This window comes from Chitinophaga chungangae (assembly GCF_017742215.1).
GTDB lineage: Bacteria > Bacteroidota > Bacteroidia > Chitinophagales > Chitinophagaceae > Chitinophaga > Chitinophaga chungangae.
Window position 1 is genome coordinate 1,682,667 of record NZ_JAGHKP010000001.1, and the last position, 26,935, is coordinate 1,709,601.

A 26,935-nucleotide genomic window follows, 5' to 3' on the forward strand; every position below is an offset into this window, starting at 1 on the left:
CTAAATGGTTTGTAATTTTTCTGCTGATTGCGTGTGATGATGTAAAGTTTTCGCATTGTCGGGCAGGGTGATAAAACGCGTAATGATGGCGCTGATCACATACAGTACGGCCAGTATCCAGATCACGCCTTCTTCACCGGCGGCGCCGATAAAAAGGCCTACGATGGCGGGACCGACGAACACGGGCAAACCCGCTCCCAGGTTTAGTATGGCCATAGCGGCGCCTTTATCTTTTTTCACCAGCGAAGGCACGAGCGCGGTGAGCGGCACGTAACCCGCCAGCAGCGCGCCCCAAAGGATGCCGGCGCTCATCACCATCCAGTAATTGTTTTCCCAGATCTGCGGGGAATAATAAAAAAGGAGGGTGCTTACCGCGCAGCCCACGCCGCCGAACCACATGATGGTGTTGCGCCAGCCAAAGCGGTCGCCCACGAAACCGAATATGAGGTTGAAGATGATGTTGGAGGTGAAGATGGTGCCCCAGATGGTGAGCCATTGCGTGGTGTCGAACCCGTGGCGGGCCATGTACATGGGGAGGAACACGGGGAAGGCGAATTGCGCCGTGGTGTTGATGATGCGCACGATGCCGCCCAGCAATACCTTCGGTTCTTCTTTTACGATGGTGAGCCCTTTTACCAGCTCCTGCATTTTGGAACCGCCCGTAGCCTGGCTTTCAGCCTTGCTGCGGCCGCGGTTGAGCAGCAGCGCGAAAACGGCGCCGAGCAGGGCCCAGAACAACGAGGTCCATAATGTATTTAAATGACCGAACTCTGTGATCGCCCAGCTGGAATAATATGCGCCGAGCACGTTGAGGCCGCCGGTGAACACGAACCAGAACCAGCCCACGGCGCGGCCGAGCTGCTGCTGCGGCGAAGCGTAAGCGATCCATACCAGGAAAGTGTAAGCGAAAAGCGGGTAACCGAAGCCGCGCAATGCATAAGTCAGCAGCATCACGGGAACGTTGAGCTCCGGCATGCCGAAACCTACGAAACCAACGGTGCCAAGACAATACAATAAAAGACCGAGGGCCATGGTGCGTTTTACGCCGAGCCCTTCCGCCAGCACACCGGAAAACCAGGCGGAAATGGCGATGGTGATGCCGTACACGGTGAACAGGGTTGCGGATTGTTGCACGGTCATGCCGTGATCTACCAGGTAAGGGCTGAGCCAGCCTTGTTCAATACCGTCGCCCATCATGAAGATCATGACGCCGATATATCCCCATAATAACTGGCGCGGGATTCCCGCTTTTTCGAAGATGGTCATGGTAAAAGTGTTAATTCGTGGAATGAAATGAAGCTGAATAAAAGTAGAAATTAAACTTTATTAAACAAAATTTAATTAAAGTTAAGTCAATATTAATTTAGTGTTAAAACTACGTTTCAAGCCTTTAAAGGACATTTTTACTTTCGTGCAAGTCTTTGGCATCCGATTTAAAACGCTAATTTTGGTGAAAAGTATAAAGGTATTTAAACATTAGTTAAGCTAGATTCCACATGAATATTACCGAGAGGCATCAATTGATCTTGCAGAAGCTGCAGGAGAACGGAAAGGTGGATATCCAGGAGCTGAGCGATTCGCTGCAGGTTTCGGGTGTTACGATCCGCAAAGACCTGAAGCTGCTGGAAGAAAAAAAGCTGCTTTACCGCACAAAAGGAGGCGGCAGCACCCAGAACCCCTATACGATCGAACGGCCTATCAACGAAAAGGAGTTCATTAAAATGGAAGAAAAGAAACGGATCGCGAAAGCGGCCGTAGAGCTTATCGGGCACAACGATTCCATTATCATCGGTTCCGGCACCACCGTATTCGAGCTTACAAGAGTATTGCATCCCAATAAACATCTTACAGTGATCACGCCGGCGCTGAAAGTGGCGCTGGAACTATGCAATCGCCCGCATATCGACGTGCTGCAGATCGGCGGGCTCATTCACCAGAGCTCTTTCGCCGCCGCCGGCTCTTTCGCCGAGCGCCTGCTGGACGATATTTCCTGCGGGGTGCTTTTCGTAGGGGTAGACGGCATCGACCCCGAGTTCGGCCTTTCCATCACCAACCTTGCAGAAGCCAGCCTTAACATGAAAATGATCAGTCTCGCGCAAACCGTGGTGGTGATGGCAGACAGCTCCAAATTCGACCGCCGCGGCATCGGCCGCATCTGCAGCCTCGAACAGGTGGATTATATTATCACAGACGGCCAGGTGGCTTCCGAAACGGTAAAAATGCTCACTGAAAGAGGCGTGAAAGTGATCATCGCGGAATAGCAGGCATTGTGTTCCCGCCGCTTCCGGTTTCCCAACATTCAGTATCTTCATTTCCGTATGAGTATGAGAAGACCCAACAGGAAACCCGGTGAGCCGGACGTTAGTTTCAGGGAACGTATGGCCGCCCTCCGCAACCTGCCCGCTTTTTTTAAACTGGTATGGCAAACCAGCCCCTGGCTGGCCGTCTGGAACATCCTGCTGCGTGCCGCGCAGTCCGCCACGCCTTTGGCCCTCTTGTACGTCAGCAAACTGATCATCGACGAAGTCGTGATCATGACGCAGCAGAAAGGCGACCTGAGCTACCAGTACCTATGGGAACTGGTAGGCCTGGAGTTCGCGCTGGTGATCGTTTCCGGCGCACTGGGCCGCGCTATTTCGCTGATGGACAGCATGCTGGGCGAACAGGTGGCCAACCACACCTCCGTGCGCATCATGCAGCATGCCGCCACGCTCGACCTCGACCAGTTCGAAGATTCCACCTTTTACGATAAACTCGAAAGGGCCCGCCAGCAAACCGCCGGCCGCACCATTTTGCTCAGCCAGGTAATGACGCAGGTGCAGGACATCGTGACGATGGTTTTCCTCGCCGCGGGCCTGCTCACATTCAGCCCGTGGCTCATTTTGCTGCTGCTGGTGGCGGTGATCCCCGCGTTTTTATCCGAAACACATTTCAACGACCAGTTTTACGCGCTGGCATGGGGCCAAACGTCGGACAGGCGGGAACTGGACTACATCCGTTTTCTCGGCGCCAGCGACGAATCGGTGAAGGAAGTAAAGATCTTCAACCTCAGCAGCTATCTCGTGGAAAGGTTCAGAAGGCTTTCCGATAAATTTTATAAAGACAAACGCGATCTCTCCATCCGTTACAACATCTGGGCGGTGCTGTTCGCGATCATCGGCAGCGCGGGGTATTACGCCGCGTACGTCATCATCATTCTCCGCACGGTACAGGGGCAATTGTCCATCGGCGACCTGGCCTTCCTCGGCGGCTCGTTCCGCCAGCTGCGCGGCCTGCTGGAAGGCGTGCTCATGCGTTTCACCAGCGTAACGCAGGGCGCCATTTACCTGCGCGACCTGTTCGAGTTTTTCGAGATCGTGCCGCGCATCACGCAGCCCGCAAAGGCCCGGCCTTTCCCGAACCCGATCAAAGAAGGCTTTACGTTCGAGAACGTCGGGTTTAAATATTTACATGCGGAAAGATGGGCCAACCGGCATTTGAACTTTACGCTGCACGCCGGCGAAAAACTGGCGCTGGTGGGAGAGAATGGCGCCGGGAAAACCACGCTGGTAAAGCTTCTGGCGCGGTTGTACGATCCGGAGGAAGGCCGCATCCTGCTGGATGGGCACGACCTGCGGGAGTACGACCTCGCGGAATTGCGCATGCAGGTGGGCGTTATTTTCCAGGACTTCCAGCGGTACCAGATGACGTTCAGTCAAAATATCGCCGCGGGCAACATCGGCGAGATCGCGAATACAGACTTAATACAAAACGCTGCGCAGAAAAGCATGGCCGACGAGCTGGCGGAACGTTTGCCCGGCCGGTACGAGCAGATGCTGGGCCGGCGTTTCAACAACGGTGTGGAGCTTTCCGGCGGCGAATGGCAGAAGATAGCGCTGGCGCGCGCATATATGAAAAACGCGCAGCTGCTGATCCTCGACGAGCCCACCGCCGCATTGGACGCTCGCGCGGAATATGAAGTATTCCTCCGTTTTGCGGACCTTACGCGCGGCAAATCCGCCGTGCTCATCTCGCACCGTTTTTCCACGGTGAGAATGGCGGACCGCATCCTGGTGCTGGAAAAAGGAGAGTTGCTGGAGATCGGCAGTCATGACGAACTGCTGGCGAAAAACGGCCGCTACGCCGAGCTGTTCCACCTGCAGGCAAAAGGTTACCGTTAAGTTAAAGGAATGGTTATGTGCGGAAGAACCGGTTAATTTGCGGATTGAACGATCAACTTGAACAAGAACCATAAAAAGGAATAAGATGGAAACGATCAAAGGAAAAAAAGTGCTGATCACCGGCGGCGGTAAAGGCATTGGCCGTGCGCTGGCACTGGCGCTCGCCAAAGAAGGGGCGGACGTTGCACTGATGGGCCGCACCGCGGCGTCGCTGGAAACGGCCACGAAAGAGATCGCGCAGCTGGGCGTAAAAACCGCTTTTGCCGTGGCGGACGTGGGCAACATACACGAAGTGAACGCGGCCGTGGAAGAAATACTGGCTGCTTTCGGGCAGATAGATATATTGATCAACAACGCGGGCACCGCGTCGTTCGGCGGTTTCCTGGAACTGGAGCCTTCCGTTTGGGAGAACATGATACAGGTGAACCTCTTGGGCGTGTATTACGTGACCCGCGCGGTATTGCCCGGCATGATCGAAAGAAAAACGGGCGACATCATCAATATTTCGTCTACCGCGGGCCAGCGCGGCGCGCCATTGACCAGCGCTTATAGCGCATCCAAGTTCGGTTTGCTCGGCCTTACGGAATCGCTGATGCTGGAAGTGCGCAAACACAACATCCGCGTGAGCGCGCTGACGCCCAGCACCGTGGCCACCGATATGGCGATAGAACTGAAACTGACGGACGGCAACCCTGAAAAGGTGATGCAGTCTGAAGACCTTGCCGAATTTGTGGTGGCGCAGCTGAAGCTGAACAGGAGGGTGGTGATCAAGTCCGCCGGGTTATGGTCTACCAATCCCTGATAACATGATCTTTCGATTTGATAAGCCGTTCCCGCCGGGAGCGGCTTTTTTTGCCCTCTTCCCGCGAACCGCCCTCACCTGACAAGAATCATTTCCCGGGAAAGATTTCCGCCGTAAACTTGCAGCATGGAAAAAAATCCGGCGCCCGCCATCAAAAGACTGAAGATCATCGCCCTGCTGGAAGGCATTTCCTTCCTGGTACTGCTGTTCATCGCCATGCCGCTCAAATATTTCTGGGACATGCCGGGAATGACCAAACAGGTGGGCATGGCGCACGGCCTGCTGTTCGTATTGTACGTGATTCTCGTGATCGAAGTGAAGATCGTGCTGGACTGGTCCTTCCGCAAGACTGCCATCGCGCTGGGCGCGTCCCTGGTGCCTTTCGGTACTTTTTACATCAACGATAAATGGATTGCCCGTAAATAATATATCTTATTTTTTTAACCCCTTGTAACTTCCGGCAGCGCAGCGCCGTTTAACCCTTATTACCCTAAAACGATATCCTTATGCTGCGACTGTTCACCTCGATGTTGTTCGTCGTCGTTGTTTTTTCCGCCTGCGACGGCCTTTTCACCCTTGATTTAAACGACCGCAACGCGGACCGCGTCGGTTACCGCGAGCCCGGCGAAGTACAGGCCTGGGTGCCCGTGTACGAAGACCGCGACGCGCTGGCTTCCGGCGTTTCCGTGCTCGAAAAACGCGCCACCGAAGAAGGCGGCAAGATCTTCGTGCTGGGCAATAAGCTTTTCCAGGTGGAAACCGGTATCGGCCTGCACATCATCGATTATTCCGACAAAACCAAACCGGTAAAGGTAGGTTTCCTGAACGTGCCCGGCTGCCAGGAAGTGGCGCTCAAAGGCAATGCCGTGTATACCAATTCTTTTGAAGACATGCTCGTGCTCGACCTTTCTGCTTTCCCCGACGTAAAAGTAAAAAGCCGGTTGCCGGACATTTTCCCGGAAATGAAATATCCACGCCCGCCAACCCGCGGCTCGTATTACGTTTGCCCTGACGTGTCGAAAGGCCGCGTGGTGCGCTGGAAACAGGAAACCGTTCTTAACCCTCAATGCATGAACTGATGAAAACACGTTTACTTCTTATACTTTCCCTGGCCGTTCTATTGTTCGCGCAATGCGCAAAACAGGGCGCTTCCGAATCGTACGCAAGCGACAGTTCCGGTGGCGGCAAAGGCGGGTCCATGGCCCGTTTCGCGATAGCGGGCAATTATCTTTACGTGGTGAACAACACCAACCTGCTGGTATACGACATCAGCATTCCCGGCGAGACGGTGAAAAAAAACACGGTGCCGGTAGGCTGGCAGATCGAAACGATATTTCCTTACGACGATAAACTTTTCATCGGCTCTACTACCGGGCTTTTTATTTTCGAGCTGAAAGACCCTGAAAAACCCACGCGGCTGGGCGCCGTAGCGCACTTCCGCGCCTGCGACCCCGTGGTTACGCAGGGCAATACCGCTTATCTCACGCTGCGCGGCAACGGTACCTGCGGCAGCCCGCAGAATGCGTTGATGGTATATGATGTAACGAACCCCACGCAACCCGTGCTGAAAAAACAAATGAGCCTCACAGGCCCTTACGGCCTGGGCGTTCACGGCAATGCGCTCTATGTGTGCGACGGCACGGAAGGGCTGGTGGTATATGACGTTACGCAGCCGCTTTGGCCGGCCAGGGTCAACACCGTGAAAGACGGCAGCTTTTTCCTGGACGTAATCCCTTACAACGATGTACTGATCGCATACGTACAAGGCGGCGTGCGATTTTTTGATATCAGCACGCCGCTCAATCCTGTATTGTTGTCTGAAATGCTTAACTAGACCGGTGTTCTAAGCTTCAACCTGCTGGTTGTACTGCTCCATTTCATCGGCACTGGGGCCGTAGCTGCCGGGGATCGGTACGTTCAGCAGGCGGAGGAACACGCCCAGCTGCGCGCGGTGATGCACCGTTTGGCAGAAGGTCATGCGGATGTTTTCCGATTTGGGCGCCACGCTCAGGACCTGTTCGCCGGCGCGCATGGTCCAGGGTTTGGAAAACTGGCCTTCGTCTGCGTTCTTCAACGCGGCATGCCCTTCTTCATAAGATTTTTCGAACAGCCCCAGCAGGTCTTTCGCGCTGCTTACCGGCGGTGCTACGTAAGGTTCGCCCGCAAAGTCCAGCTCGTCCTTTTCGATGATAATGGATAACCATCCGGGGATCTCGGCGATATGCGTGGCCAGTTCCCGGATGTTCATGCTTTTGGGATGCGGGCGGTAATCGAGCTGATCGTCGGGGATCTGTGCCAGCATTTTGCGGGTGGTTTCGGCTTCGGACGCCATTTCCTTGAGTAATTCAGTGATAGTTGCCATTGTATGAGGTTTTTGGTTTTGTTGACACAAAGATGGGAGGGGTGTTTGACAGCCTTATGTCAGCAGCTTCAGAAAATATTCCGTAGATTTAAAAAAATACTGAAAATGCGAACTACCGTCTTAGCGATCATAACCTGCGCAGCCGTTGTATCAGCCTGCAATTCCTCCGGCAGCAAACAGCCCGGAGACAGCGTCAGTACGGCCGAAGCGGTGAAAGCGGGGGAAGCGGGCGCGGCCTGTTACCAGAAAGTGGTGGGGAAAGACACGTTCCATCTGCAGCTGATCGTTAACGAAGACAAAGCCAACGGCGTGCTGGATTATAATTTCTTTGAGAAGGATAAAAATTCAGGGGTGATAGACGGTACGCTCAGCGACAACATCCTCCGCGCCACGTACCATTTCCAGAGCGAAGGCCAGACCAGCGACCGCCCCGTGGTGTTCAAGGTGATGGGGCAGCAGGTGTACGAAGCGCTGGCCGATAATTTCGATGCCAACGGCGTTCCGGTTTTTAATGCAGACAACAGCCAGCTGAAATTCGAGCCGCAGCCGTACAATAAAGTAGATTGTAAGTAGAAGTGAAACCCTTTACAGCGGGCAGTTTTCATGATAATTCACGAGATGGATGGGCGTGCGTTCCATTTCGTAGCCTTCATAGGCGCGCAGTACTTCATCGAGCACGCCGTTAATTTCTTCGGGATCGTTCAGTGTTACCAACCTTGTGCGGAACTCTTTGATGCCCGGTAATCCTTTCAGATAGTTCAGGTAATGCCTGCGCATGGAATAAATGCCGCCGTGCGGGCCTTTCCATTGCAGCGATTTCTGCAGGTGCTGTTTGCACACTTCCACACGTTCGGCTACGGTAGGCGCGGGCAGCATTTCGCCGGTGTTGATGTAATGGTGCACTTCCCGGAATATCCAGGGGTAGCCGATGGCGGCGCGGCCGATCATGATGCCGTCTACACCGTAACGCTCTTTGTATTCCAATGCTTTCTGCGGGCTGTCTATATCGCCGTTGCCGAAAATGGGGATGTGTATGCGGGGATTGTTCTTCACTTTGGCGATAAGGCTCCAGTCCGCCTCGCCTTTGTACATCTGGCAGCGGGTGCGGCCGTGGATGGTGAGGGCTTTTACGCCAATGTCCTGCAGGCGCTCGGCCACTTCTTCGATGTTTTTGGTGGCATCGTCCCAACCGAGGCGGGTTTTAACCGTAACGGGCAGGGAAGTGCTTTTCACGCAGGCTTCGGTGAGGCGCGTCATCAGCTGTATGTCTTTCAGCACGCCCGAGCCGGCGCCTTTCGCTACAATGCCTTTCACGGGGCAGCCGAAGTTAATGTCCAGCAGTTCGGGTTGGGTAACGTCGACGATTTTGGCGGCCATGGCCATGCGTTCTTCGTCTCCGCCAAAGATCTGGATGCCGGTGGGCCTTTCTTCATCGAAAATATCGAGCTTTTTACGGCATTTGATGGCGTCGCGGATGAGGCCTTCGCTGGAAATGAATTCCGTGTACACGAGGTCTGCCCCGTTGGCCTTGCATACGACCCTGAAGGGGGGATCGCTTACATCCTCCATGGGCGCCAGCAGCAGCGGGAAATCCGGCAACGATATCTGATTGATTTTTACCATTTGCGGATGCAAAGGTACGGAAAACAGGTCAGTATTGGTTCCGGCCTTTTTCCTGCGGGTACAGCGTGCGCACCACGTCGCTCTGCAGGTATTTTTTGGTGTCGATGTTGAGGGCGGACAGCCGGCCGGTGAAAGCGGCCCCGGTATCCACGTTCCACACGTTGGCGGCTTTCATGGGCTCTGAAACGCCGTAGTTGATGGTGGGCGTATGCCCGATGTAGATCTCGGCGTAAAGGCGCAGCCGTTTGGGATAACGCAGGTCGTGCTGCCGCATTCGGGGATTGAGGCTCACAGCCATTTCCCACAGCGTGCGGTCCCACATATGGCTTTTGTCGTACCGCTCGAATTCCGGCCCGTGCAGCGAGGCGAAACCCGCGTGGATGAACAGCCGGTTCTCTTCGTCGATATAATATTTGAGCATGCGCCCGTAAAAAGCGAGGTGCGTTTGTTTTTCTTCCGCGCCGAGCGGCTCGTAACTTTCCACGGTGGAAATGCCGCCGTGAAACAGCCAGACGTTATCGGCCTTTTCGCCGGCCAGCCAGGATTCGCACCATGCGTCGTGGTTGCCTTTCAGGAAAACGCAGTGGCATATCTGCTCCAGCTCCATCAGGTAGCCGATCACGCCGGAAGACTGGCTCCAGCCGTCTACATAATCTCCCAGGAATATCAGCCGGTCTTCCGGCTGCGGGTTTATTTTCGTAATTATCTGTTGCAGCGCGAGCAATGCGCCGTGTATATCGCCGATCACGTAAGTTCTTGCCATGACGGCGTGAAATTAATCATTTAAGGCCTATTTTAAGGGCGTAAGCAACGAATACACGTAAGAATCGAGCCAGCGGCCTTCATACAGCCCGGATTCACGGAAATGCGCTTCCTTCACGAAATCCAGTTTTTGCAGTACTTTTTCCGATGCGGTATTTTCCGGGTCGATGACCGCTCCCACGGAATGCAGCTTCAGCGTGTGAAAACCATAATCCAGCACGGCCTGCAACGCTTCGGTCATGATGCCTTTGCCATGAAACGCGTCGTGCAGCAGGTAGCCTACTTCGCCGCGGTGATTTTCGGGTTCGAAGTGCACAAAACCGACGGCGCCGATCAGCACGTCTTTTCCTTTTTCGGTGATGGCCCAATTGATCCCTTCGCTGCGGTCTAAGTATCCCTGGTACCTTTCGATCAGCTCAACGGCTTCTTCGACCGTGCGGGAGAGCGGGCGGGGAATGTACCGCATCAGCCCGGGGTGCGAGCGCAGGTAAAGCATCTCAACGGCGTCGGATATACGCAGCTGGCGCAATGCCAGCCGGTCGGTAACCAGTTCGGGAAAGGGGGAAAACTGAAATGTGAGCATACCCGAAAATAACATAATCATTTTTCAGCGGCAAATGATTGACCGGCGGTTGGCTGTCATCTTTCCGTCAGTTATTCCATGAGCAGGGGAATAATCCTTTTCCGGAATGTTTATTTGTAGCGTATGAAGCACATTCCGATCCTGTTCGCCATGCTGGCCGCTACTGCCGGCATCGCGCAGGCGCAGCAAAAAAAGCCGCGCAAACCGAATATCATTTTTATTTATGCGGACGACCTGGGAGTGGGGGAGATTGGCGCTTATGGCCAGCAGAAGATCAAAACGCCGCATCTCGACCGTCTCGCGCGGGAAGGGGTGCAATTCAACCAGTTTTACACCAGCACGCCGGTATGCGCGCCGGCGCGTTGCATGCTGATGACCGGCCGGCATGGCGGGCATTCGTATATCCGAGGGAACTACGAGCTGGGCGGGTTTTCCGATTCGCTGGAAGGCGGGCAGATGCCGCTGCCGGAAGGCACGGTAACCGTCGCGAAAATGCTGCAACAGGCGGGATATGCTACCGGGGCCATCGGAAAGTGGGGGCTGGGCATGCATTATTCCACCGGCAGCCCTAACAAACAGGGCTTCGATTATTTTTACGGTTACCTCGACCAGAAACAGGCGCATAACTTTTACCCCTCGCATCTCTGGGAAAATACCCGGTGGGACACGCTGAACAACCCGCCCATGAACGTGCATAAACGCCTTGATCCCGCAACGGCAACAGACGAAGATTTTAATTACTTCAAAGGAAAAGAATACGCGGTAGATGCCATGACGGGCAAAGCAATACGTTTCATCAACGAAAACAAATCCAAACCCTTCTTCCTCTACCTGCCTTATACCATCCCGCACGTATCGCTGCAGGCGCCGGATGCGGCAGTTCAGCAATATGTCGGCCGGTTCCCCGAGCAACCGTATTACGGGCAGCAATCGTACGCTTCCGCCAAATACCCGCTTTCCACCTACGCCGCCATGATCACGTATCTCGACGCACAGGTAGGCATCATCATGGAACAGGTCAAAAAACTGGGGCTGGACGGCAACACCGTGATCATGTTCTCGTCCGACAACGGCGCCACGTTCAACGGCGGTGTGAACGCACAGTTCTTCAACAGTGTAAGCGGCCTGCGCGGCCTGAAAATGGACGTGTACGAAGGCGGCATCCGCGAGCCGTTCCTTGCGCGCTGGCCCGGGAAAATACCAGCCGGCATACAAACCGATTACGTGGGCGTGCAATACGATATGATGGCAACCTTTGCGGCCATCGCGGGAATTGCGGCGCCGGAGAACGACGGCGTGTCGCTGCTGCCTGAAATGACCGGCCGGCGCAACAAACAGGCGCAACGGCCTTACATTTATTTCGAATACCCCGAAAAAGGCGGCCAGCTGGCCATCCGCATGGGCAAATGGAAGGGCGTGAAAACGGGGCTGAAGCAGGATCTTCACAAACCCTGGGAGCTGTACGATCTCTCCGCCGATCCTTCAGAAACCAACAACCTGGCGGCGCAGCATCCTGAACTGCTGCAGCAATTGGACGCGATCGTCAAAAAAGAGCACCGGCCCGCGCATATCAAAGAATGGGAATTCCTCGATTCGAAAGTGACGGTAAAGGAAAAGATGTAGGCTGCGTGTTTTATGCGTTAGCAAGATGCCTTTTTTTGAACTCGCGCGGGTTTTCGCCGTTCATTTTCGTGAACAGCTTTGTGAAATAAGACAATTGTTCGAACCCCGTGGCAAAACAGGCCTCGCTTACCGATCGGTCTTGCAGCAACAGGTTCTTCGCCTGGTTGATGCGGCAGTGGTTCACGAAGTCGGTGAAGGTCATGCCCGTCTGTTTTTTGAAGTAACGGCAAAAAGCGGCGGTGGTCATGTGCACCTGCCGTGCGATCGTGTTTACGTCGGGCCGGAGATGGAAATTTGCGTCGATGTAACCGTAGATAACGGCCATGCGCGCGTCTTTATGTTGCTGGTCCGCCCGCTGGTTGAGCTGCACCACGTCCTTGCTGGTGGCCATCAGCTGGAATACTTCAAGCAGGCTGATCAGCTGTGCGAAATGGTCCATCTCCTGCATCTGTTTGAGTTTGGCGGCGATGTGGGTTTTGGTTTGCCCGCTGAACGACAATCCGTATTTGGCGCGGTTGAACAGTTCGCGGATGGCGGACATTTCCGGGGCGTTGAGAAACGCGTCTCCCAAAAAATCCTCCTTCAGCTGCACCACGATCTGGTTGATCTCGTAACCGAGCCCATAGTCGAAATTCAGGTGCGGCACATCAGGACCGATGAAGATCAGGTCGCTGTCGATATAATTCGAGATATGCTGGCCGACATGCCGGGTGCCGGAACCGCCTTCCACGTATACGATCTCGTATTCCGGGTGGAAGTGCCAGTAGAAATTCTTTTTGAAGCAGGAGGTGTTGAATTTGAAGGACCTTCCCGAATCCGGGTGGATCTCCTCCAGTTGCAGATCGTTCATGACGGTACAAAAATACAGCTTTTCGGATCAATACAGGACAAATACTGGTCATTATAGACCAAACAGGGCGTATAGGGATATAATAATTTTGCGCATCATGCACATAGCTTATTCTCTTCCGTTAAGACCGCAAAGGGTTTACCGCATCGCGCTGAGCACGTTTTTTTTCATCCAGGGCATTGTATTTGCCAGTTGGGCCAGCCGTATACCGGATATCAAGGCCAAACTGCAACTGAGCGACGCCGAGCTGGGCGGGCTGCTGTTTTCACTGCCCGCAGGGCAGCTGGCCGGCATGGCGCTTTCGGGTTACCTGGTGAGCCGTTTCGGCAGCCGGGGCGTATTGATGGTGGCGGCTTTGCTGTACCCGTCTTCTTTGCTGCTGCTGGGTCTGGCGCCTACTACGGTAATGCTGTCGGCGTCGCTGGTGATCTTCGGGCTGTGCGGCAACCTGATCAACATTTCCGCCAACACGCAGGCCGTGGGCGTGGAAACGCTTTACCGGCGCAGCATCATGGCTAGCTTTCACGGGCTGTGGAGCCTGGCGGGTTTTATCGGCGGGGTGATCGGCGGCTGGATGGTAACGCGGGGACAGGGACCTTTTACGCATTTTTGTTTCATTTTCAGTTTGTCTATCGTTCTTGCGGTGGTCACCGGCTCTTTCCTGCTCCCACGCGACGCGGCGCGCAAAACGGGCAAAACCAACATTTTCGTGAAGCCGGACAGGAACATCGTACTGCTGGGGCTCATCACTTTCGCATGTATGATCTGCGAGGGAACGATGTTTGAATGGACGGGCGTTTATTTCAACCAGGTGGTGCATGCGCCGGTGGAATACAGCCGCCTGGGCTTCATCGCGTTTATGACCACTATGGCGGGCGGGCGTTTCGCGGCGGATTATTTCGTCACCCGGTTTGGCGTGAAACGCATGCTGCGGGCCAGCGGCCTGATCATCGTGACCGGTTTGATGACGGCTGTGCTGCTTCCCGCTTTGCTTACCGCTACCACGGGGTTTCTCATCACCGGGCTGGGCGTAGCGGCGGTAGTGCCTTTGTCTTTCAGCATTGCCGGAAAATCAAAGACCATTCAGCCGGGCGTAGCCCTGGCAATGGTATCGTCCATCGGCTTTTTCGGTTTCCTGCTGGGGCCGCCGCTGATCGGGTTTATCGCCGAGGCCTTCGGGCTGCGCGTTTCTTTCGCGGTGATCGCCGTATTGGGATTAGGCACTACCTTGCTGGCCGGACGAGTAAAAACAGACGAATAAAAAATTATGAACCAGGCCAGGAGAGCACGTATCGCGATCGCATTATTTTTCTTCATTTCAGGTTTCGGGTTTTCCACCTGGGCCTCGCGCATCCCGCAGATCCAAAGCAGGCTTGGCCTCAACGAGGCGGAGCTGGGCAGCGTGTTGTTCGCTTTGCCGCTGGGGCTGATGGTGACCATGCCTGTTACCGGCGTTCTTTTGCAACGGTACAGCAGCAACAGGATCATGTTCGCCGGTGCGCTGGCCTTTAACGGCATGCTGAGCTGCCTGGGTTTTGTGACCTCTGTTTGGCAGCTGGCCGTGGGCCTTTTTTGTTTCGGGGCTTCGCGCAACCTGCTGAATATTTCAATGAACGCGCAATCGGTGGGCGTGCAGGCGTTGTACGAACGTTCCATCATCACGACCTTTCATGGCATCTGGAGCGTGGCCGGTTTCAGCGGCGCGGCGCTGGGCGGGGTGATGGTGTATTTTAATGTCGGGCCTTCGTGGCATTTCCTGGCAGTGGGATTGCTGCTCGTGATACTCGGATTTTTTGCATACCCCGGCGTGCTGGAACAGCCGCCCGCGCCCACGGGCAGGAGGTTTGCGCTGCCAGACAAACACCTGCTCAAATACGGCCTGATCTGTTTCGCGGTGATGAGCTGCGAAGGCACGATGTACGACTGGAGCGGCATTTATTTCCAGAAAGCGGTGCAGGCTTCGCCGGAAATAGTGACGGCGGGTTTTGTGGTGTACATGGTGGCCATGGCGGCGGGGCGTTTCAGTGGAGACAGGGTGGTGCATCGTTTTGGCGCGCTGAACATGATCAAATACAGCGGCATGCTGATATTTTCCGGGTTGCTGCTGGCGGCTTTGTGGCCCGCGCCGGTGGCGGCGGGCATTGGTTTTATGATGATCGGCGTGGGCGTGAGCTGCGTGGTGCCGCTGGTGTTCAGCATGGCCGGCAAATCGAAAACAATGGCGAACGGCCCGGCCATTGCGGCGGTGAGCACGGTGGGTTATTTGGGTTTTTTACTGGTGCCGCCGGTGGTCGGTTTCCTGGCGGAAGCGTTGAGCCTTCGCTGGGCATTTGGCACGATGGCGGGTTTTGGCGTAGTGATCACTTTGCTGATATTCCGGGCGCAGCAGCGGGAAGTTTCAGCAGCCTGAAAAATTCTTCTTCTTTTATTTCCTTCACATTACCCGGTGAAAGGTCTCCCAGCAATACATCTTCAATGGCTACACGGATCAGCCGCATGCAGGGATGACTGATCGCCGCCACCATCTTTCTGACCTGCCGGAATTTTCCTTCGCTGATGGTGATGCTCAGCCAGGTATGCGGCACTTTGCGCGGCGTGTCCCCTTCCCGCAAAGGCAGATTGGCGGGCGCGGGAATGATGCGCGCATCGCAGGGCGGGGTGGTGTAAAATTCTTCTCCAGAAATACGGATGCGCACGCCGGTGCGCAGCCGCTGCAGATTTTCGGCGTTCACTTCGTTTTTCACCATTACATGATAGGTGCGGCTATGCGGCCCCGTGCTTTCAAAAAGCAGGCGCGTGACCTGTTTGTTGGTGGTGAGCAGCAACAATCCTTCGGAAGTATAATCGAGCCGGCCCACGGCATGCGTGCCTTCCGGGAAATCGAAGCCCAGTGCGCCGATCAGCCGGCCTCCCTGTTCGTTTCCTTTGAACTGGCTGAGCATGTTGTATGGTTTATGAAGCAGAAAATACCGGTGCATGCCGCAATGTAATCAATGTTAAATAATTGGTCTTTCATAAACGATGTTTTCCTGCCCCGGCTTATTTAGCAGGCATTTTCCCTGCCGCCGTGCATCGCGGGATTATACACACACACACGCAAACAACACAATGATATTTTCAGACGCATGGGCCCGCTTTGCTTCTGCTCAAAAATAAAATTTGCTATATCGATAAAGCACTGCCGCCCGGTTCGCCCCTTCGCTTACCCCGCCGCCAATCCGGCGGATTTTTCCGTTTATAAATTTCCCGCCCGGAGGTTGGTAAATCCCGCCCGCCCGTCCCGTCTGTATAATGCCGGAACGCACAAACGCGCGTAACGGACGCTGTGCAAAGGTTTGCATGGCCGTTTATTTTTACCATCCGTAACAAAATCGTTTTAGCAACCAAAACATTTTTTATTTTACCGCACTATGGTACACAGATCGAAAAACAGTAAACCCGGCCGGTCCTGGATCGGCTTTTTGTACGCCTGCGGCGCCGGCCTGGCTCTCAGCCAGCCCGTTGCAGCCCAGTCTGCACAATGGCCCCTGCAGGACCTGTCCGCCTTCAGGCAGCCCGGCAGCAGCTGGCAGCTCGCGTCAGACGTACACGCACGCCTCGGAAAGCCCAATGCCCTTGAAATCACCAAAGGAGCAGGCATTCTCGTCAACCTTCCCGGCAAAAAACAGCACGGGCAAGACCTGTTCTCCACCCAGGAATTCGGCGACATCGACCTCGAACTGGATTATATGATGGCCGAAGGCTCCAATTCCGGTATTTATTTCCAGGGCCGTTACGAATTGCAGCTGCTGGACAGCTGGGGCATTACCAGCCCCCGCCCCGGAGACAACGGCGGCATCTACGAACGTTGGGACGATAACAAACCCGAAGGCCAGAAAGGTTACCAGGGCTACGCCCCGCGCCAGAACGCCAGCAAGGCCCCCGGCCTGTGGCAGCACCTGAAAGTTTCTTTCCAGGCGCCCCGGTTCGACGCTTCCGGCAACAAGACCGAAAATGCGCGCATCATCCGCGCCGAGCTCAACGGCGTGCTGATCCACGAAAATGTGGAGCTGCAAGGCCCCACCCGCGGTTCTATCGGCGGGGGAGACGAAAAGGCTGCAGGCCCGCTCCGCATCCAGGGAGACCATGGTGCCGTAGCATTCCGCAACATTTCCGTGCGCGAGTTCAAAACGCCTAAACCGGAACTTAGCGGCCTGCAATACAAAGTATTCAACGGGCAATTTAACAAACAACGCCTGGATACCGCCAAACCGGTGGCTACGGGTGTTTCCAAAACGCTCACCGCCAACGCCGGCCCGCTTTCCAGGGAATATATATTGCATTACACCGGCAAACTGCACGTACAGGAAGCCGGGGATTATTCCCTTGCCCTCGCCACGCAAGGCGGCGGCGGAATGATCCGCATCCACGGAAAAGACATCACCGGCTCCGGCCGCAACCGCCAGAAAATAACATTGCCCGCCGGCGAAACGCCCATCGAGATCGTATACGCCCGCACCGGCGACTGGGGCAGCCCTTCGCTCGGCCTGTCAATTTCCGGCCCCGGCCTCCGCGATGTATATATCGGCGATGCCATTACGCCGGACGATACCGATCCTATCCTGGTGAATGCAGACCAGAACACCATTCTGCGCAGCTTCATCGATGTGCCCGGCCAGCAGCAGAAAGTAGTGCACGCCGTGTCTGTAGGCAGCCCGGCGAACGTACATTATACGTATGATATGGACCGCGGCATGCTGGTGCAGGTTTGGCGCGGGAATTTCCTCGAAACCACGCCCATGTGGCACGAACGCGGCAACGGCACCGCCCGCCCGCAGGGCGCCGTTCAGCGTTTCGGCACGCCGTTCTTCACCCTCGGCAGGCTTGCCTCGGAGCAGGACGCATGGAGCGCAGACACTACCGGCAGCGGCTACCGCCCCAAAGGTTATGTGCTCGACGATAAAGACCGCCCCACTTTCAAATACCAGATCCACGGCAGCACCGTTACCGATGCGATCCGTGTAACGGAAGACGGGCACGGCATTTACCGCGAACTGAACGTGACCGGCCCGGCGGCGGACCTTTACGCCAAACTCGCCGAAGGCGAACAGATCGAATCGCTCGGCAAAGACCTGTACCTGGTGGATGGAAAAGCGTGGTACCTGCAATTGCAGGAAGGATCGGCAAAACCTATCCTCCGCGACGCGGCAGGTAAAAAAGAGCTGATCGTTCCCGTGAAGGGCAAGCTGACCTATTCCATCCTTTTCTAACCAAACCAGACAGCACCAACAGCATGAAAAATATTATCAGAAAAGCGGCGATGTACCTTTTGCCGCTTCTTACGCAACTTCCGGCACAGGCGCAGGAAACGCCCAAGGAAGAGGATTATTTCAGGATCATGAAGATGAGCGCGCCGGAAGGCACGCTGCTGGAAGTAGGCGGTCTTGCCGTGCTGCCCAACGGCGACCTCGGCGTATCTACCCGCCGCGGCGACGTGTTCATCGTGGAAAATCCCACCAGCCGCAGGCCTTTTTTCCGCAAGTTCGCCAGCGGCCTGCATGAGATACTCGGCCTCGCATACAAGAACGGTTCGCTTTACTGCGCGCAGCGCGGCGAGCTTACCCGCCTCGAAGACACGAATATGGACGGTAAAGCCGACGTATACGAAACCGTTTACGCATGGCCTATTTCCGGTCATTACCACGAATACAGCTTCGGCCCCAAGCTGGCGCCGGACGGTTCATTTTTTGTATCCGGCAACGTCGCTTTCGGCAACGAGGAATGGTGGCGCGGTGAAAGCCGCGTGCCCTGGCGCGGATGGATGATGCACATTGCGGCGGACGGCAGCACGATGGAGCCCTGGGCTACCGGCATGCGCTCTCCCTGCGGCCTCGGCATGATCAACGGCGAACTGTTTTACGCGGAGAACCAGGGCGACTGGATGGGCTCCGGCGGCGTATGGCAGGTGAAAAAAGGCGATTTCGTAGGGCACCCGGCCGGCCTCCGCTGGACGAGCCTGCCCAATTCCCCGCTGAAACTCACCGAAGAAGATATCTACGCGCAGGTGGACCAGCGCAGAACACGCAACGCGGAAGGCCGCGCTGTGAAGCCGGAAAACGTGGTGGATGAAAAATTCAAGACCATGTTCGAAGTGAAAAAAGCGATCCCGCAGCTGAAAACGCCCGCGGTATGGCTGCCGCACGGCGTGCTGGGTATTTCCAACTCCGAGATCCTGTCGATCCCCGAAGGCGTTTTTGGTCCCTTCGCCGGCCAGGTGCTGGTGGGCGACCAGGGCCAAAGCAAGATCATGCGCGTGGTGATGGAAAAAGTGAACGGTGAATACCAGGGCGTGGCGTTCGACTTCCGCGGCGGCTTCCAGAGCGGCGTGCTGCGCATGGCCTGGGGCAACGACGGTTCCCTGTTCGTAGGGGAAACCAACCGCGGATGGGGCTCCGCCGGCGACGCCAATGAAGGTTTGCAACGCCTCGTGTGGAACAACCGCGTGCCTTTCGAAATGCAGTCCGTAAAAGCGATGCCCGACGGTTTCGAGATCGAGTTCACTTTGCCGGTAGATAAAAAATCGGCGGAAGACCTTGCATCTTATTCCGTGGAAAGTTTCATTTACAAATACCACCCGGTATACGGCAGCCCGACCGTAAACATGGAAAAATGCGCGGTAAAAGGCGTGAAAGTGTCGGACGATGGCCTGAAAGCCCGCATCATCGTGGATAACATGCGCCAGTATTACATCCACAACATTACGCTCGACGGCGTGCGTTCCCGCGATAATTTTTATTCGCTGGTGCACCCCACCGGTTATTACACGCTGAACAATATCCCGGAAGGCGCAAAGCTGGCAATGAGCGAAGTAAGCACACGCAATTCCGCCGCTGAAACGAAAGCCGCGGAAGAAGCCGCTGCAAAGGCCGCCGCTGCAAAAGCGAAAACCACGGCCGGCAAAACCGCCGCGAAACCGGCGGACGCTGCCGTGAAGCACGTGGTGAAAACGGCTACTTACGAAGACGTAAAACCACTGCTGGCCAAATATACCTGCGCCGCCTGTCATAATCCCGACAAAAAGCAGGTAGGCCCGGCGTTTAAAGATATCGCGAAAAAAAGATACACGAACGAAATGATGGTGAAACTGATCTATAACCCGAACCCTGAAAACTGGCCCGGTTATGCCACGGAAATGCCGCCCATGCCGCAGGTGCCGAAAGCCGACGCGCTGAAGATCGCGGGATGGATCAATTCGTTGAAATAATTGTTGAAAACATTCCTGGTTGTCCCGGCCGCATTTGCGGCCGGGACTTTTTTATTCCCACGTATCCCGCGCCATTACTGCGTTTCAGCCGCAGCGTAAAAAACAGGACAAAAAATAGTCGTGTAAAATTTCACCTTCTTTTGCGAAAACACTCTCTTAGATATATAACACGTTTGCAAAAGTAAATCCGTTAACCCGTTTTGATTTTTTCTCCATTTGGCTGCAGGCAACATGAATAGGATGTTCACGTTTAAACTGTTTAAAAAATGGAAAACCAACCATTACCCGTCAGGGACATGTGGATCGACCAGGCGGAAATCACGGAATCTTTGCCGGTGGCGGTTATGCACAAAGACCAGCTGAACGGGTTATTGTCCTGCGCCTGCGTTGACCGTATCGAGGACGAATGTTGCACCATCATCAGCCAGTATGTGCGGATGGGGCCGCTTTCCATCTGGCATCAGAAAGTCCATCCCAAACAGCAAATGAACCTGCGGCCGCAGACGCCCTTTCGCAACATTATTCTCCATTTTATGATGGGAAGCGACGTGATCGCGGAAATTAAGAACGGGGAAACCGTATTGCTCGGTGGCGGTTTCATGGACATGTTCAACCTCGCCAGTTACCCTAACGAAGCACCTTTGCAGAAAGACCAGGATTTCGACAGCCTGCATATCAACATCCAGCCGGGAAGGGTTAAGGAGATCGTAAAATTATTCCCCGAGCTGGCCGTGCTGAAAGCCCCGAAGATCATGCAGGCGGACGGGCCGCTGCGGCGCGACAAAGACCCGCTGCCCATTAACGACGTATGCTGGATGATGATCCGCGATATACTGACCTGCCGTTACCTCGGCGATCATGCGCATTTTTTCCTGCAACGCATCGCGGTGAACATGCTCACTATTTATGAAAAACTGATGGATATGCCGGTGCCTCATGGTCTTTCGGAAAACAACGAACAGAAAGTGCGGGAATGTTTTGTTTTCCTGCGTCAATATTATGCAGGGCAGCATACGGTGAAACAGCTCGCCGCCATTTTCGGCCTCAACGCCCGCGTGCTGCACGACGGTTTCGAAGCGATATACGGCTGCACGATCGGCCAGTTCCAGTATTCGCAGCGGATGCGCCTGGCGTACCGTTCGCTGGTGGAAACAAAAGCCCCGATGGGGATGATCGCGGAAATGACTGGATTCAAAAATGCGCGCAGCTTCCGGATCTGTTTCAGGAGATATTTCAAATGCGACCCGATCTGGCTGGTGAAGGCGCAATAAAAGCTACATGAATTGCCCGAGCACGCCGCTCAGCATCCGGTGGAAGTGATGCGTGCCCTGCTCGCGCGCCGGGGAATATCTTCCGTGCCGGTAGAACCGCGACCGTACGCCTTTCTGGACGGATTCCACCACGGCTTCGTCTTCCATTTCCACCGTATGCAGGTTGGCGCCGGCGCCGGTGTTGTACAGCGCATCTTTCCACACATACGTAAGAAACGTGACCTTGCAGGTATGAACGGTGAGCGGTTTCACAAGATTAACGCTCAGTCCCCAGGGATAAAAATTGAACATTATGTTCGGATACACAAAAAAATAATACGCCGCGATATTTTTGCCATGATCGGGACAGGAGGGAGGCAGGTCGAAACAGGTTTCGCCTTCTTTGGCGGTGGCCAGCTGCAGGCTGCTCCAGGGGAACAGCTCGGTGGTGTAGCTGCCGTAATCGATCACCGTGTTCAGGCCGGCATGTACGAAAGGAATATGAAAACCTTCCAGGTAATTTTCGCAATACAGCGCCCAGTTGGCTTTGATAAAATAATATTTGCTCAGCTCGGGGCGGTACACAAATTCATCCAGCGGCAGCCAGCCGATACGCTTCATCATATCACCGAAAAAGGGGAGATGGCCGCTGCCGGTTTGCAGGGAAGAAAACAACATGTTTCCCCAGCGGAACAAAGGCAGCTCCGCAAGGTCATCCTGCGGGGAAGGAAAATTTTTCACTCCTTCGAACTCCGGCATGCGCTGGAATTTCCCGTCGAGGGCGAAAGTGCGGCCATGATAACGGCAACGCAGCTGTGAAAGTTTACAGGGCTCGTTCACCAAAACTGCAGCGCGATGCGTGCATACGTTGCTCAGGCAGCGGATATTGGATTGCTGATCTTTTACCAGCACCAGCGGCTCTTCAATAAATTGTTCCATAAAAACAAACGGGTAACAATGCCCCGGATCTCGCAACAGGTTTACATCCCCGATGTATTGCCAGGAAGGCCCGAAGATATTTTGCCGCGCAAATCCGAACACGGCAGGGTCGTTGTAAAAATCGGTGTGCAGTGTATTCGCCAGTGAAATATCCGGATCAACAAAAAATATTGACATAACGCCTGTTTGTTACAGGAATTTAAGCAATTCCACGCGCTTTGCCTCAATTTTTTGCTTCCCCAACAGCGGTAAAATGTCATTATGGATCATCATCTTCCTATCAATCCGCGCCGTATTTATTGCCTAATTTTCCGTCAAATTCCCACGGTATGAAAATCAAGCTTCTGTTTGCCTGCCTGCTGTTAGCGGGCGCGGCTGCTGCGCAGCACGACTACGCGGCCCGTTATACGTCGGTTTTTACCGCTCCGCCAAAAAGAACGCCCACTTCCAAAGTGCCCGATGCGCCGCTGAGCGGCAACGGGGATATCGGTCTTACTTTCGGCGGCACGCCCGGCCACCTGCGTTTGTATCTCGGCAAAAATGATTTCTGGCGCGCTTATCCCGTATATCCCGGCGGCGGCATCGCTTTGCCCGGCGGGCTGGACATTCTTTCCCCGGAAATGGGCGACGCCGATTATTACGCCGAACAACGGCCGCAGCACGCGGGTATTTTCAGCAGGTTTGAAAAGAACGGCCGTAAAGTGGAAATGAATACCTGGGTGGCGGCGGTCAACAATTGCGTCGTGATAGAATACCGGGTGAACAAACCGGTGACGCTGCAGCTGAAGCTCTGGACGCCCGAAGGCAATACCGGCGTAACGGCCGCCGGCAGCGAAGGAAAGGTGAAATGGGTAACGCGCTCGTTCGAAAATACCCCGCTGCTGGAATGGCCCAGTCACGTTGCGATCGCATTGGCGGTACAAGGGGCGGGCATTTCGGCGGACGGAAAGGTGACGTTGCAGCCCGGTAAAAAAACTACGGTAACGGTTACACTTTTCACGAATCACGACCGCCCCGATTGGAAAACGGCCGCGATACGGGATGCCGCAGGCATGAGCGATAAAAAGCTGGCGAAAATATCGAAAGATCATCTCGCATGGTGGAAACGTTTTTGGGAGCGCTCGCATGTGGAGATCGGCGACAGCGTGCTGGAGCGGTATTATTACAACTCGCTGTACCTTTTCGCTGCATCGTCCCGCCCGGGGAAATTCGCACCCGGCATCTGGGGGCCTTTTATTACGAAAGATTCCACGGCCTGGGGCGGCGACTATCACCTCAATTACAACTACCAGGCGCCTTACTGGGCCTCGTTTTCCAGCAATCATACCGAGCTTGCCGACAACTACGACCAGCCGCTGCTCGATTACCTGGACCGCGGGCGCGTACACGCGAAATATCTGCTGAACAAACGCGGCGTGTATTACCCGGTAGGCCTCGGCCCGAAAGGGCTTTGCACCACGCGCTGGCCGCTGACGCCGGAAGAAATGCTCGCGCGTTACGGCACAACGGACAACAAAATAGACAGCGGCTACAAATTCCTCGGGCAGAAGATCAACGCCGTATTCGGCGCGGCCAATATGTTCATGCGGTTCTACAGCACATACGACGCGGACTATGCTAAAAAAGTATACCCGTTCCTGTTAGCAAACGCCGATTTTTGGGAAGATTATTTAAAGTGGGAAAACGGCCGCTATGTGATCGAAATGGACCATTTTAACGAAGTGATGCCGAACCTTCGCAACAAAGGCCAGTGGAAACAAATGCTGGGCGATTACAATTCCAGTTTGTCGCTGGGCCTGGTGAAAATGTTGTTCAAAGGCATGCTGGAAGTGTCGCGGTATACGGGGCAGGACAGTGCGCGCCGCGAAAAATGGCAGCATATTCTCACGCATCTCAGCGCGTTCCCGACCGGGCAAACGCAGGACGGAAGAGTGGCGCTGAAGAACGTGGAAAAAAGCCCGGTGGCCGGGCAGATGCAGCCCCGCGGCCTGGCGCGCGTGTCTATCCATGGTTTGATCTTGCCTGGCGAAGTATGCGGCCCTGTTACCGATTCAGCGTTCAATGCTATTTTGCTCAGCGATGTGGCGCACTGGAAAGACAGGATGCAATCGCCGGGCGAATGGGGCAATACGCTGGGGAACGGGCTGGAAACGAGCTTTCCCGGCGCAGTGCGTGTCGGGTACGATGGCGATGAGATCATCCGGCAGCTGAAAGACCGCATTCAATTGCAAACCTTCCCCAACGGCTGGATCACGCAGGCGGGCGGCGGCATCGAAACGCTTGCGGCCGTGCCGCTCACCATCAACGAAATGTTGCTGCAAAGTTACGAAGGCCGGGTGCGCGTATTTCCCAACTGGAACCGTCAGCGCGATGCGCATTTCGATAGCCTGCGCGCTTACGGGGCTTTCCTGGTAAGCAGCGCGGTGAAAAACGGCGGCGTACAGTATGTCAAAATATTGAGTGAAAAAGGAAGGGACTGTGAACTGGAAAATCCCTGGCCTGGCCGTAAGGTAAAACTGGTCAGGAAAAATACGGCGCCGGTAATGTTTTCCGGTAAAGTGCTGCACATTTCTACCAAGGAAAATGATGTGTTTGAGTTGTATGCGGCGGATTGACATTCATTCAAAAAATATCAAAGGCCGGGATGTTGTCGCATCCCGGCCATTTTGTTTACCGCTTCAAGGCAAGTTTTTTGTAAGCGAACCATGTCAGCGCGCCGATCACGAATACGGGCCACAGGCGCAGGAGAAAGAGCAGCATCGCGCGGAAAAATTCAAGCCCGCCCTGCAGCGCGGTAACGGCCGCAACGCCCATCGGCGGCCGCGATAAACGTTCCGGGTTGAGCACCACCTGCACGTCGGTCATTTCCGGTTGGAACAATTCCACCGTGATGGTAGAAAACGCCACTTCATCGTCGATGCCCATGTTGTGGATCGTGCGGTTGATCACATCGGCCTGTTTGGCGTCGTCGTAACGGGAGAGGTCGAGCTCTTTTTCCCGTTGGCTGTGCGCGGTGTCGCGGCGGTGTTTTTCGCCGGCTTTGTTGTGCAATTGGTTGCGGAGATAACTCAGCGTAACGTCTGTGTCTTTCAGCACGCGGTGACTGATACGCGCCGCAGTGTTGGTAAGCGCATGCACCACTGTGTCCAGCCGCTGCGAAGGCACTTTCAGCGTAAGGCTCGCCAGGGGCGAATAGGTGGTCACGCGTTTGAGCGAATCGGCGGACCAGGGGTATTCGTGGTGACGCGTCTCTTCGTTCCTGAGATTGCTTTCCACCACTACGCCGTTCAGTGAAACAACAAGTTTTTCCAGGCCCGAAGTGGCGCTCACCACATCGTTTACCCGGCACCGTATGTCTGCCGTTTTGATGCGTTTGCGGCCGTCGCTGAGTTGCCGCGAAGCGCCGGTACTGTCTGCATAATTTTCTTCCTTGTTTGCCGTGGAAGGTTCATAATTGGAATTTCCCGCGTTGGAGCAGGCATGAAAGGTCAGTATGGGGATGAATACCCACAGGAGGGAGGAACTGCGCATAAGTATGGATTTCCTGTTTATACGCCTCCGTTCTGAAAGTAACCTTATGAAAATGTTAAAGTGTGGCGCGCGGCGAAAGATCGAACGTTTTCGCCAGCAGCCGGAACGATTCCATTCTTTCTTCCGCGTTCTCTGTCATGGTGCTGATCACGACCTCGTTCACGCCGTAAGTTTCGCACATCTTCCCGATCTTTTCTTTCATCTGTTTTGGCGTGCCGGCGATCATCCTGCCGCGGTTGTAATTGATCCGCAGCTGTTCGTCCGGCATGTATTCGATAGCGGCGATCTCTTCGTAGGAAGGAAGCGGCGTATCGCGGCCGCGCTCGATGTTGAGAATGCGGTAATCCATGATGGTGAGCCACCTGTCCACCAGCTCTTCGCTTTCGGAGCAGAAGCCGAATATGCCGACGTTGGCGAGCGGTTCGGCGAGGGTGGGCGAAGGCCTGAAACGTTCGCGGTAACTTGCAACGGTTTCGGGGCCGCCGTTGGGATTGATGAATTGCGCGAAAGAAAGCGCCGCGCCGAAATGCGCCGCAATGACGGCGCTGCCGCCGCTGGAAGTGAGCAGCCACATGGGCGGGGCGGTAGCGGCCTGCGGGAAGGCTTTTACTTTTTCATAGATGCTGCCCGGCGGCGCCGCGTCTGTAAGGAAGTGCTGCAGGTCAACCAGCTGCTGCACAAAATCCTGTTCGCTGAAAGTGTTCTGCGGGTTCAGCAGGCGGGCGGTAAGGCGGTCGCCCCCGGGCGCGCGGCCGATGCCGAGGTCGATGCGGCCGGGAAACAATGCTTCCAGCATCCTGAAATTCTCCGCTACCTTAAGCGAACTGTGATTGGGCAACATGATGCCGGCGGCGCCGAGGCGGATGTGCTGCGTTTCCGCCCCGAGGAAGGCCATCAGCACTTCCGGCGTGGTGCCGGCGATGTTGGCGATGTTGTGGTGCTCAGATACCCAGAAGCGTTCGTATCCCAGGCTGTCTGCCAGGCGGGCGAGGGATTTGGTTTCCAGCAGGGTTTCTCTTGTAGTGCTGCCGTTTCTGACAACGGATTGGTCCAGCACGCTTAATTTAATCTTACTCATCGTTTTATCTTTCTCCATTATAAAGATACGAAAGGCTGGAATAAACGTATAAATGCCACTTGATTTGCTGATTTCCTGAAAATAATTAGATTTACAGTTACAACTTACCTGGATTTCAGACAGGCCAAA

24 protein-coding genes are annotated in these 26,935 nt (G+C 55.0%); 14 read left to right on the forward strand and 10 right to left on the reverse strand.

What is annotated here, in order from left to right; all coding sequences use genetic code 11:
- Entirely contained in the window at positions 1 to 1,266 is a 1,266-nt protein-coding gene (locus J7I43_RS07140) for an MFS transporter (RefSeq protein WP_236023300.1), read from the reverse strand.
- Positions 1,267 to 1,496: 230 nt separating this feature from the next.
- Between J7I43_RS07140 and J7I43_RS07145 the strand changes: the two genes are divergently transcribed.
- The 6 genes from J7I43_RS07145 to J7I43_RS07170 all read left to right on the forward strand — a co-directional run bounded on the left by J7I43_RS07145 (position 1,497) and on the right by J7I43_RS07170 (position 6,796).
- Positions 1,497 to 2,261 (forward strand): DeoR/GlpR family DNA-binding transcription regulator, encoded by a 765-nt coding sequence (locus tag J7I43_RS07145; RefSeq protein WP_209144686.1) that lies wholly within the window; start codon positions 1,497 to 1,499, stop codon positions 2,259 to 2,261.
- Between the two features lie 63 nt (positions 2,262 to 2,324).
- Positions 2,325 to 4,160 carry an ABC transporter ATP-binding protein gene (locus J7I43_RS07150; RefSeq protein WP_209144688.1) on the forward strand — a complete coding sequence of 612 codons (1,836 nt, stop codon included), beginning with the start codon at positions 2,325 to 2,327 and terminating at the stop codon, positions 4,158 to 4,160.
- Between the two features lie 85 nt (positions 4,161 to 4,245).
- Positions 4,246 to 4,962 carry a 3-ketoacyl-ACP reductase gene (locus J7I43_RS07155; RefSeq protein ID WP_209144690.1) on the forward strand — a complete coding sequence of 239 codons (717 nt, stop codon included), beginning with the start codon at positions 4,246 to 4,248 and terminating at the stop codon, positions 4,960 to 4,962.
- 126 nt (positions 4,963 to 5,088) lie between these two features.
- A complete protein-coding gene (locus J7I43_RS07160) occupies positions 5,089 to 5,388 on the forward strand; it encodes a DUF3817 domain-containing protein (RefSeq protein WP_209144692.1) in 300 nt (99 codons plus the stop codon).
- A gap of 80 nt (positions 5,389 to 5,468) precedes the next feature.
- Positions 5,469 to 6,041 carry an LVIVD repeat-containing protein gene (locus J7I43_RS07165; protein ID WP_209144694.1) on the forward strand — a complete coding sequence of 191 codons (573 nt, stop codon included), beginning with the start codon at positions 5,469 to 5,471 and terminating at the stop codon, positions 6,039 to 6,041.
- Entirely contained in the window at positions 6,041 to 6,796 is a 756-nt protein-coding gene (locus tag J7I43_RS07170; RefSeq protein ID WP_209144696.1) for an LVIVD repeat-containing protein, read from the forward strand. Before J7I43_RS07165 ends, J7I43_RS07170 begins: the two co-directional genes overlap by 1 nt.
- A 9-nt stretch (positions 6,797 to 6,805) precedes the next feature.
- Here J7I43_RS07170 and J7I43_RS07175 read toward each other — a convergent pair whose 3' ends face one another.
- Complete coding sequence (locus J7I43_RS07175) at positions 6,806 to 7,324, reverse strand: DinB family protein (RefSeq protein WP_209144698.1); 519 nt, start codon at positions 7,322 to 7,324, stop codon at positions 6,806 to 6,808.
- 105 nt (positions 7,325 to 7,429) lie between these two features.
- Here J7I43_RS07175 and J7I43_RS07180 point away from each other — a divergent pair, with 105 nt between their 5' ends.
- Positions 7,430 to 7,897 carry a hypothetical protein gene (locus J7I43_RS07180; protein WP_209144700.1) on the forward strand — a complete coding sequence of 156 codons (468 nt, stop codon included), beginning with the start codon at positions 7,430 to 7,432 and terminating at the stop codon, positions 7,895 to 7,897.
- Between the two features lie 12 nt (positions 7,898 to 7,909).
- Here J7I43_RS07180 and dusB read toward each other — a convergent pair whose 3' ends face one another.
- Genes dusB through J7I43_RS07195 form a run of 3 tightly spaced genes read right to left on the reverse strand, consistent with a single transcriptional unit; the run spans position 7,910 to position 10,292 of the window.
- Positions 7,910 to 8,947 (reverse strand): tRNA dihydrouridine synthase DusB, encoded by a 1,038-nt coding sequence (gene dusB, locus J7I43_RS07185; RefSeq protein ID WP_209144702.1) that lies wholly within the window; start codon positions 8,945 to 8,947, stop codon positions 7,910 to 7,912.
- Positions 8,948 to 8,975: 28 nt separating this feature from the next.
- Entirely contained in the window at positions 8,976 to 9,710 is a 735-nt protein-coding gene (locus J7I43_RS07190) for a metallophosphoesterase family protein (RefSeq protein ID WP_209144704.1), read from the reverse strand.
- Between the two features lie 27 nt (positions 9,711 to 9,737).
- Positions 9,738 to 10,292, reverse strand: coding sequence for a GNAT family N-acetyltransferase (locus J7I43_RS07195; protein WP_209144705.1), 555 nt, complete (start codon positions 10,290 to 10,292; stop codon positions 9,738 to 9,740).
- Between the two features lie 123 nt (positions 10,293 to 10,415).
- On the opposite strand from J7I43_RS07195, the gene J7I43_RS07200 reads away from it, so the two are divergent.
- Positions 10,416 to 11,915, forward strand: coding sequence for an arylsulfatase (locus tag J7I43_RS07200; protein ID WP_209144707.1), 1,500 nt, complete (start codon positions 10,416 to 10,418; stop codon positions 11,913 to 11,915).
- 10 nt (positions 11,916 to 11,925) lie between these two features.
- On the opposite strand, the gene J7I43_RS07205 is transcribed toward J7I43_RS07200, so the two are convergent.
- The gene (locus J7I43_RS07205) at positions 11,926 to 12,765 is read right to left on the reverse strand and encodes a helix-turn-helix domain-containing protein (protein ID WP_209144709.1); all 840 of its coding nucleotides are present in this window, start codon (positions 12,763 to 12,765) and stop codon (positions 11,926 to 11,928) included.
- 97 nt (positions 12,766 to 12,862) lie between these two features.
- On the opposite strand from J7I43_RS07205, the gene J7I43_RS07210 reads away from it, so the two are divergent.
- Together J7I43_RS07210 and J7I43_RS07215 are read left to right on the forward strand one after the other, a co-directional pair.
- Positions 12,863 to 14,026, forward strand: coding sequence for an MFS transporter (locus tag J7I43_RS07210; protein WP_209144711.1), 1,164 nt, complete (start codon positions 12,863 to 12,865; stop codon positions 14,024 to 14,026).
- Positions 14,027 to 14,032: 6 nt separating this feature from the next.
- A complete protein-coding gene (locus J7I43_RS07215; protein ID WP_209144713.1) occupies positions 14,033 to 15,175 on the forward strand; it encodes an MFS transporter in 1,143 nt (380 codons plus the stop codon).
- Here J7I43_RS07215 and J7I43_RS07220 read toward each other — a convergent pair.
- Positions 15,126 to 15,743 (reverse strand): pseudouridine synthase, encoded by a 618-nt coding sequence (locus tag J7I43_RS07220; RefSeq protein WP_262898647.1) that lies wholly within the window; start codon positions 15,741 to 15,743, stop codon positions 15,126 to 15,128. The two genes, J7I43_RS07215 and J7I43_RS07220, sit on opposite strands and share 50 nt — an antisense overlap.
- A gap of 432 nt (positions 15,744 to 16,175) precedes the next feature.
- On the opposite strand from J7I43_RS07220, the gene J7I43_RS07225 reads away from it, so the two are divergent.
- From J7I43_RS07225 to J7I43_RS07235, 3 genes are all read left to right on the forward strand, one after another.
- A complete protein-coding gene (locus tag J7I43_RS07225) occupies positions 16,176 to 18,014 on the forward strand; it encodes a 3-keto-disaccharide hydrolase (protein ID WP_209144717.1) in 1,839 nt (612 codons plus the stop codon).
- Between the two features lie 23 nt (positions 18,015 to 18,037).
- A complete protein-coding gene (locus J7I43_RS07230) occupies positions 18,038 to 20,008 on the forward strand; it encodes a hypothetical protein (protein ID WP_209144719.1) in 1,971 nt (656 codons plus the stop codon).
- 266 nt (positions 20,009 to 20,274) lie between these two features.
- Positions 20,275 to 21,279, forward strand: a complete 1,005-nt coding sequence (locus J7I43_RS07235) for a helix-turn-helix transcriptional regulator (protein WP_209144721.1) — start codon at positions 20,275 to 20,277, stop codon at positions 21,277 to 21,279.
- A 3-nt stretch (positions 21,280 to 21,282) separates the two neighbouring features.
- On the opposite strand, the gene J7I43_RS07240 is transcribed toward J7I43_RS07235, so the two are convergent.
- Positions 21,283 to 22,374 (reverse strand): aromatic ring-hydroxylating oxygenase subunit alpha, encoded by a 1,092-nt coding sequence (locus J7I43_RS07240; RefSeq protein ID WP_209144723.1) that lies wholly within the window; start codon positions 22,372 to 22,374, stop codon positions 21,283 to 21,285.
- A 152-nt stretch (positions 22,375 to 22,526) separates the two neighbouring features.
- Here J7I43_RS07240 and J7I43_RS07245 point away from each other — a divergent pair, with 152 nt between their 5' ends.
- Positions 22,527 to 24,812, forward strand: a complete 2,286-nt coding sequence (locus J7I43_RS07245; protein WP_209144725.1) for a glycosyl hydrolase family 95 catalytic domain-containing protein — start codon at positions 22,527 to 22,529, stop codon at positions 24,810 to 24,812.
- Between the two features lie 55 nt (positions 24,813 to 24,867).
- Here J7I43_RS07245 and J7I43_RS07250 read toward each other — a convergent pair whose 3' ends face one another.
- Both J7I43_RS07250 and J7I43_RS07255 read right to left on the reverse strand, forming a co-directional pair.
- Complete coding sequence (locus tag J7I43_RS07250; protein ID WP_209144727.1) at positions 24,868 to 25,728, reverse strand: DUF4349 domain-containing protein; 861 nt, start codon at positions 25,726 to 25,728, stop codon at positions 24,868 to 24,870.
- Positions 25,729 to 25,783: 55 nt separating this feature from the next.
- Positions 25,784 to 26,806, reverse strand: a complete 1,023-nt coding sequence (locus J7I43_RS07255) for an LLM class flavin-dependent oxidoreductase (RefSeq protein WP_209144728.1) — start codon at positions 26,804 to 26,806, stop codon at positions 25,784 to 25,786.
- Positions 26,807 to 26,935: the final 129 nt, after the last annotated feature.

Bases quoted from the DNA above. Each gene is read 5' to 3' on its own strand.
- J7I43_RS07140 (WP_236023300.1), bottom strand. From the start codon at position 1,266: ATGACCATCTTCGAAAAAGCGGGAATCCCGCGCCAGTTATTATGGGGA.
- J7I43_RS07145 (WP_209144686.1), top strand. From the start codon at position 1,497: ATGAATATTACCGAGAGGCATCAATTGATCTTGCAGAAGCTGCAGGAG.
- J7I43_RS07150 (WP_209144688.1), top strand. From the start codon at position 2,325: ATGAGAAGACCCAACAGGAAACCCGGTGAGCCGGACGTTAGTTTCAGG.
- J7I43_RS07155 (WP_209144690.1), top strand. From the start codon at position 4,246: ATGGAAACGATCAAAGGAAAAAAAGTGCTGATCACCGGCGGCGGTAAA.
- J7I43_RS07160 (WP_209144692.1), top strand. From the start codon at position 5,089: ATGGAAAAAAATCCGGCGCCCGCCATCAAAAGACTGAAGATCATCGCC.
- J7I43_RS07165 (WP_209144694.1), top strand. From the start codon at position 5,469: ATGCTGCGACTGTTCACCTCGATGTTGTTCGTCGTCGTTGTTTTTTCC.
- J7I43_RS07170 (WP_209144696.1), top strand. From the start codon at position 6,041: ATGAAAACACGTTTACTTCTTATACTTTCCCTGGCCGTTCTATTGTTC.
- J7I43_RS07175 (WP_209144698.1), bottom strand. From the start codon at position 7,324: ATGGCAACTATCACTGAATTACTCAAGGAAATGGCGTCCGAAGCCGAA.
- J7I43_RS07180 (WP_209144700.1), top strand. From the start codon at position 7,430: ATGCGAACTACCGTCTTAGCGATCATAACCTGCGCAGCCGTTGTATCA.
- dusB (WP_209144702.1), bottom strand. From the start codon at position 8,947: ATGGTAAAAATCAATCAGATATCGTTGCCGGATTTCCCGCTGCTGCTG.
- J7I43_RS07190 (WP_209144704.1), bottom strand. From the start codon at position 9,710: ATGGCAAGAACTTACGTGATCGGCGATATACACGGCGCATTGCTCGCG.
- J7I43_RS07195 (WP_209144705.1), bottom strand. From the start codon at position 10,292: ATGCTCACATTTCAGTTTTCCCCCTTTCCCGAACTGGTTACCGACCGG.
- J7I43_RS07200 (WP_209144707.1), top strand. From the start codon at position 10,416: ATGAAGCACATTCCGATCCTGTTCGCCATGCTGGCCGCTACTGCCGGC.
- J7I43_RS07205 (WP_209144709.1), bottom strand. From the start codon at position 12,765: ATGAACGATCTGCAACTGGAGGAGATCCACCCGGATTCGGGAAGGTCC.
- J7I43_RS07210 (WP_209144711.1), top strand. From the start codon at position 12,863: ATGCACATAGCTTATTCTCTTCCGTTAAGACCGCAAAGGGTTTACCGC.
- J7I43_RS07215 (WP_209144713.1), top strand. From the start codon at position 14,033: ATGAACCAGGCCAGGAGAGCACGTATCGCGATCGCATTATTTTTCTTC.
- J7I43_RS07220 (WP_262898647.1), bottom strand. From the start codon at position 15,743: ATGCACCGGTATTTTCTGCTTCATAAACCATACAACATGCTCAGCCAG.
- J7I43_RS07225 (WP_209144717.1), top strand. From the start codon at position 16,176: ATGGTACACAGATCGAAAAACAGTAAACCCGGCCGGTCCTGGATCGGC.
- J7I43_RS07230 (WP_209144719.1), top strand. From the start codon at position 18,038: ATGAAAAATATTATCAGAAAAGCGGCGATGTACCTTTTGCCGCTTCTT.
- J7I43_RS07235 (WP_209144721.1), top strand. From the start codon at position 20,275: ATGGAAAACCAACCATTACCCGTCAGGGACATGTGGATCGACCAGGCG.
- J7I43_RS07240 (WP_209144723.1), bottom strand. From the start codon at position 22,374: ATGTCAATATTTTTTGTTGATCCGGATATTTCACTGGCGAATACACTG.
- J7I43_RS07245 (WP_209144725.1), top strand. From the start codon at position 22,527: ATGAAAATCAAGCTTCTGTTTGCCTGCCTGCTGTTAGCGGGCGCGGCT.
- J7I43_RS07250 (WP_209144727.1), bottom strand. From the start codon at position 25,728: ATGCGCAGTTCCTCCCTCCTGTGGGTATTCATCCCCATACTGACCTTT.
- J7I43_RS07255 (WP_209144728.1), bottom strand. From the start codon at position 26,806: ATGAGTAAGATTAAATTAAGCGTGCTGGACCAATCCGTTGTCAGAAAC.